Annotated in this window: 1 pseudogene; it reads right to left on the minus strand. The window is 49.4% G+C overall.

Annotated features, from left to right (window positions below):
• Nucleotides 1-241 (minus strand): annotated as a pseudogene (locus EOC06_RS40665) (ROK family protein); the annotation flags it as partial.

Raw genomic sequence — 241 nt, forward strand, 5'->3', positions numbered from 1 at the left:
GCGCCAATTCGCATCATTTTCCAGCTCAACAGGAAGTCCTGTCGCCTCACTGAAAATGGTTTTAAAATTAGGTCCGTGAATACAGGGAAGTGCGCTGGAACCGCCGATAATGCCTGTATCGCTTTCGACTCCACCTGGACAGCTGAAGGCAATCCCTGCAACGTGATGCTTTACCTTGTTCTCCAGCACTGTCTCAATGATTGTTTCCTGGAACAGGCTGAAATCTGAGTCGGAAACTGGC

The sequence above is a fragment of the Mesorhizobium sp. M7A.F.Ca.MR.362.00.0.0 genome (genome assembly GCF_004023175.1).
Classification (GTDB): Bacteria; Pseudomonadota; Alphaproteobacteria; order Rhizobiales; family Rhizobiaceae; genus Mesorhizobium.